Genomic DNA, 4,843 nt, shown 5'->3' with positions numbered 1-4,843 from the left:
TGTCTTTAGAGATTTGGCTGCCTCACGGGCAAATGCTTCTAATTCTTTCCGGTTCATTGTCTACCTATCCTTAACCCTGTAATAGGGTACTAGTGATAGGCAGATACACAAATTAAATTACAGTCTCAGGACAGAACAAAGAGGACGCCCACATACTCACCCCAACGTGACCATTTATCGCATTCATCCAGACAGATTGCATTACACGGCCGACTAACGGGACATCCATATAACTATCGCTGAATGTCCTATCAATTTGTAACTTGTAGGGGCGGACCTATGTGTCCGCCCAGCGCGGTTTACGGACAAAACTAATTGGCGGGTGTCCCATTCTCTTCTCCTTTTAGTTATTACTGTTTTCCTGATTTACGGTCTGTATTACTTCGCTATAAGGGCATGGGATGCATTCAGTTAAAAAGCGCAGGCAGGCGACGCAAAATGCGCGCGCCTTCTACCGACGTTAGCCGTACGAAAATTGGAGAGCAGCAAGAAAGAGGACACCCAGATATTTACCACTAAGAAGTGCTTTCGATCCGCTTCAATTCGTAACTTGCAGGGGAGGACCTATGTGTCCGCCCATCACGGTTTACAGACATTGACACATAAAAATTCCCTACCCTAAAAGATGGTAGGGTGTCCCTTTATTTCTGGTTCAACTTATTGGCGTTGACCGACAGTGTCGATGGAGTTGACCATAAACTGAGCATGAAGAATGAATATGGTGATCTCCAATCTCTTGCCTTTCACGGGTTGAAGGTCAAACACCTGGCCGTATTCAGAACATCGTTCGATGATTTGATGGGGCTGTTTTGCCAGCAGGAATTTAAAGAGAAAGTCGAGCAGGCCGGTTTGGTCAGTGTGACTTTTAGTGAGGACCTTGGCAATATTTTTCCGCCAGCCCCTTCGGCTCAGGGGCCAGAGGTTCATTAGGCACAGGTATTGGCTCTTTCTTTCGGTGATCGACAGCAACGCACTCTTGTGCTCACGGCCAACGATGGTGTCGATTTCCCAGTCACCCAAGCGCTTTCGTCGTTCGACCACCAGCGGTCTTTCACGAATGGAAACCCGATTGGATACCGGTGGTTGCGAGCACTTAGGCCGTCGCTTCTGATCGCCCAAATAACTATAGCGTCGACCGACTTTGCGCAGTTGCTTGAATAACTCACCACCCCACCAGTTATCCCGTTGCAGGTAGCGGTAAATACTTTGAAAAGAAAGAGGGATTTGATGACGCAGCTGCAGCGTTCCCGAAATTTGTTCAGGACTGAGATCCAGAGCCAGATAAAACAGTAGGTAGGATTTCAGTTGCCCCTCAATTTTGAAAGATTTGTGGGCGTTGTAACGAAACCCAAGCGCTTGTTGATGAGATTGTTCTGGTTGGTACGCGGCCACCCCCTGACATCGTCGTAGCTCACGACAGACGGTAGAGCGATGTACACCATTATTGCGAGCGATTTCGGCTTGTGAAAGATGTTGTTTTCTCAGAGCATAAATCTGATATCGTTGTTCTCGAGTCAGCTGCGTGAAAGAAGGCATGACGGCTTACTCTTGGTCGGGTAGAAGTCTGCATCTTAGCGCAGCTGACTCCTACGCGGTTTACACAAGAGTGTTGCGATAACAAGGTGAACCCAGAATTATGCGAAAAATGGATCTTTCTATTTCAGAAATACTTCAATGTTATGATGATGGTCTGTTCTCTGAGCCAGAAATGGTTTCGAGGATAATTTATGCAAGTGTGTATTTTGAACCTTCAGAAATCGTTGAGCAGATTTCTGAAGAATTGATCTTAAAGATCCGTGAGCGAGTTAAAAATCCACCTAAAACAGCTAATGAGATATATTTTCTTGAAGGAAAAAACTATTCGGCCAAAGTGTCTCCCGGAGAAATAAGAGCCATAGAAGAGCTGGAAAAAGTCGTTTGCTTCGCTGGTTATTGGAGAATGCATGTGTATTTCCAATATGCCTAACAAGGGTAGTCTTGCGATAATTTTTCATTTCGCCTTCGGCTACATTACAAAAATACGCAAGCTACAGGCGTTATGAGTAAAAGAGTATGATCCAATATTTGAAAGCCACAGTTTGGGCATCAGGAATTTATCTGGTCGTACCAGTTGCTTTGCTATCTTTGGGTTACTTCGAAATGCAATCACCCGAATGGGACACAAATGATTCTGGTGCGGTTCAAGGTTTTATTTTCATATTTTTAGCTTCGTTGAGTGCTCTGGCTTGTGTTGCTGTGGCTTTCCCTCTGATAGCAAAAAAGCTGCAGCCAAACTTTACAACCAGAAAGTGGGTTTATCTAAATATACTGACGGTGTGGTTAGCATCATTCATAGCATCTTGTGTATTCTGGTATTACGCAGGAGCATCAGACTCTCCCTCTATCATTAATCATGCTGTAGGTTTATCGTTGCTTCTCACAGTAATTGGTTTGGTTTTGCTGCTTCCTGCAATGTTTACTTGGTTGCGTGTCGCCAAAATCACTCATATCAATTTAAGCCAGCAGGACGCCGCAAGCGACGCCACTGCTTAAAGCATTATGTGCTCAAAGGTGAATTTTCGTAGACTATGAATGGTAGTGTCCGTGAGGTTTTAGTAGCGTATGCTTTGAAAGAAATATCTTTCTGGGATGTTATGGCTTGGGCGAACCAAATTAATGATGAGGATGTTTTTCATGTTGCCGCACTGGAACAGTTGCGATATATAGATGAAGTTGAGGCTGATCAAACTCAAATTGAGAAAAACTTGTTGAGTTTGTTGTCGTGCTCGAACGAAGAGACGCTTTCAAAGCTATTGTTCCAAGAGCATATTTCTCGTGTCAGTAGTAAGCGGATTTCTTCATCAGATTTTGTGAAATTTATAACTCAATCCGTATATGATTATGAGAGCGATGTAAGTGAATCGATTTGTGAGGAAATCTATCAAATATTCAATTACTACAATGGGTTTGGTTTTGCAGACCTATCAGCAATGGAAAATGATGAGTTGGTGTTGGAAATTAACAATTTTATTAGCAGGCAAATCACATAACAAGCGTAGGCTGTCCGATATTTTATCCGTTTCGCCTGCGGCTACACTACTAAAATACGGCAGCTACGAGCGTTATGTGAAGGCATATGAAAAAGATACATAATTGGAAGAATCATAAGATCCAAGTATTCTCACGTGCAGTGGCAAAGCATCTTTGGTGCACGGTTTCCCTTGGTGTGGTTATTGATGGTAATAAAATGTATCAGTCGCCAGATAGCTTTCGCATTAAGGGTTCAATAAAGTTTGAAATCGAAGAGGACGGAAATGCCATTCAATGTCAGCTAATATCAATTCCTCCGTCTTCTGTTATATATTCTCGTTATAAATTGGTGGTAGGTAATTCTGATATTTATCAGGGTGGGGTGAGGGCAGAAAATTGGTATATTCTTTACGGGCTAATGACAATTTTATGTGTGTATTTTGTATCAACAGTAATCACATAACAAATTGCTCCTGCTGACATTTTTTCCGCAGCCATTGTCTACGGTCATTAATAGAGAGAGAAGCTCTTGATATTTTCGAGCCGTACACTAGTAATGCATAACAAACACAATCAGGCAGGGGCGTTATGCAGCATGAATAAGCTCAGTTACGAAATCGACGGTTCCAGATTCTCGACCCTAGAGGGTTTTTTCGAGGAAATCAGTAGTGTTCTGATTCCTGGCGCAGATTGGGGCAAGAATCTAGACGCGTTCAATGACATTTTGCGGGGTGGGTTTGGTACCCCTGAACGCGGTTATGTTCTGAAATGGAAAAGCTCTGCTCTGTCTCGTGACAGACTTGGCTATCCCGAAACAGTTCGTCAACTTGAGCGCCGCCTCCAATATTGCCATCCGTCCAATCGCACATATGTTTCTGAGGATCTTGCGAAAGCAAAGAACTGTATCGGTCCAACTGTTTTCGATTGGCTTATAGAGATTATTAGCGTGCATTATGCTGGTGGCGAGGAATCCGAAGATGGTATCGAATTGGTGTTGGAATAATGCTGCATAACAACGCGTTCAACACCGACTCGCAAAGGCTCAAGTTTAGACGAGGCTCAGGATTGGATTCAGAATGCCGCATACGACAGCAACCGCATAGAGTTCGTCACAGAGTACTACAAAGGCAAGAAGTCAATTTTTATAAACTAGGTGCTAGCATAAATATCAGCATTTAACAAATCCAAGCAGAGGATTGATTTCCGCTTAGCTCCAATCAACCGCTGTTAGCAACCAACTAATTGCTGGGTGTCCCATTTTGTCTTTTGTCATAAGAACTGGTTTCAGTGATTTTACAATGGAATCATGGGGCTAGAGGATGTATCTTCAGGAATTAAAATTGGGTAAACGCGCATGCGCATTATTCAAATGTTAGTTTTCTTTAGGTAGAAACAGATGAATAAGAGTTTATATTTAATATTATCGATTTCCCTTATAGGGTGTGTAGAAGTTGGATACAAACCATATAGTTACATGAGCGGTGGATATAAGGATAGAAAAATATCGGAAAGTAAGTATGAAATAGAGTACGTCGCTTACTCAACAAAATCTGAAAAAGTTCTGCCAAGGTGGCATATGAGAGCAGCGGAACTTTGTCCAAATGGATACGATGTTCTAAGTTTAAATGATGGAGACAATACTACGACTACAATGGTTGCTTCGGGAGGCTTGTTTATTCCAGTTGCAAGTAACGATGTTAACATGGCGAGGGTGTTCAAAACTCTGTGTCAGCCAAGTCACAGATCGATGTGAGCGTCTAGCCGCCCTTCAAAGTGAATCGATAGCTGCGAGAGTGTAAGGTTCCAGTTCTGCACTGGATGCGTCCATCGTTCT

At 43.0% G+C, this 4,843-nt stretch carries 7 protein-coding genes; 6 read left to right on the top strand and 1 reads right to left on the bottom strand.

Translation table 11 applies throughout. The features are described from left to right. Window positions 1-657 precede the first annotated feature (657 nt). Entirely contained in the window at window positions 658-1,536 is an 879-nt protein-coding gene (locus BTA51_RS28680; protein WP_094712515.1) for an IS30 family transposase, read from the bottom strand. Window positions 1,537-1,636: 100 nt separating this feature from the next. On the opposite strand from BTA51_RS28680, the gene BTA51_RS28675 reads away from it, so the two are divergent. From BTA51_RS28675 to BTA51_RS30030, 6 genes are all read left to right on the top strand, one after another. After that, complete coding sequence (locus BTA51_RS28675) at window positions 1,637-1,966, top strand: hypothetical protein (RefSeq protein ID WP_094712514.1); 330 nt, start codon at window positions 1,637-1,639, stop codon at window positions 1,964-1,966. An 86-nt stretch (window positions 1,967-2,052) separates the two neighbouring features. Then, the gene (locus BTA51_RS28670; RefSeq protein WP_094712513.1) at window positions 2,053-2,532 is read left to right on the top strand and encodes a hypothetical protein; all 480 of its coding nucleotides are present in this window, start codon (window positions 2,053-2,055) and stop codon (window positions 2,530-2,532) included. A gap of 35 nt (window positions 2,533-2,567) precedes the next feature. Continuing rightward, a complete protein-coding gene (locus tag BTA51_RS28665) occupies window positions 2,568-3,029 on the top strand; it encodes a hypothetical protein (RefSeq protein ID WP_094712512.1) in 462 nt (153 codons plus the stop codon). An 86-nt stretch (window positions 3,030-3,115) separates the two neighbouring features. Then, window positions 3,116-3,472 carry a hypothetical protein gene (locus BTA51_RS30335; protein WP_094712511.1) on the top strand — a complete coding sequence of 119 codons (357 nt, stop codon included), beginning with the start codon at window positions 3,116-3,118 and terminating at the stop codon, window positions 3,470-3,472. 132 nt (window positions 3,473-3,604) lie between these two features. Then, the gene (locus tag BTA51_RS28655) at window positions 3,605-4,012 is read left to right on the top strand and encodes a barstar family protein (protein WP_094712510.1); all 408 of its coding nucleotides are present in this window, start codon (window positions 3,605-3,607) and stop codon (window positions 4,010-4,012) included. Window positions 4,013-4,405: 393 nt separating this feature from the next. Then, the gene (locus tag BTA51_RS30030; protein ID WP_141215700.1) at window positions 4,406-4,762 is read left to right on the top strand and encodes a hypothetical protein; all 357 of its coding nucleotides are present in this window, start codon (window positions 4,406-4,408) and stop codon (window positions 4,760-4,762) included. The last annotated feature ends 81 nt before the right edge of the window (window positions 4,763-4,843 follow it).

This window comes from Hahella sp. CCB-MM4, assembly GCF_002260525.1.
GTDB lineage: Bacteria > Pseudomonadota > Gammaproteobacteria > Pseudomonadales > Oleiphilaceae > Hahella.
Note: the sequence above shows the minus strand (reverse complement) of the source record. Positions and strands in the feature narration are given on the sequence as shown.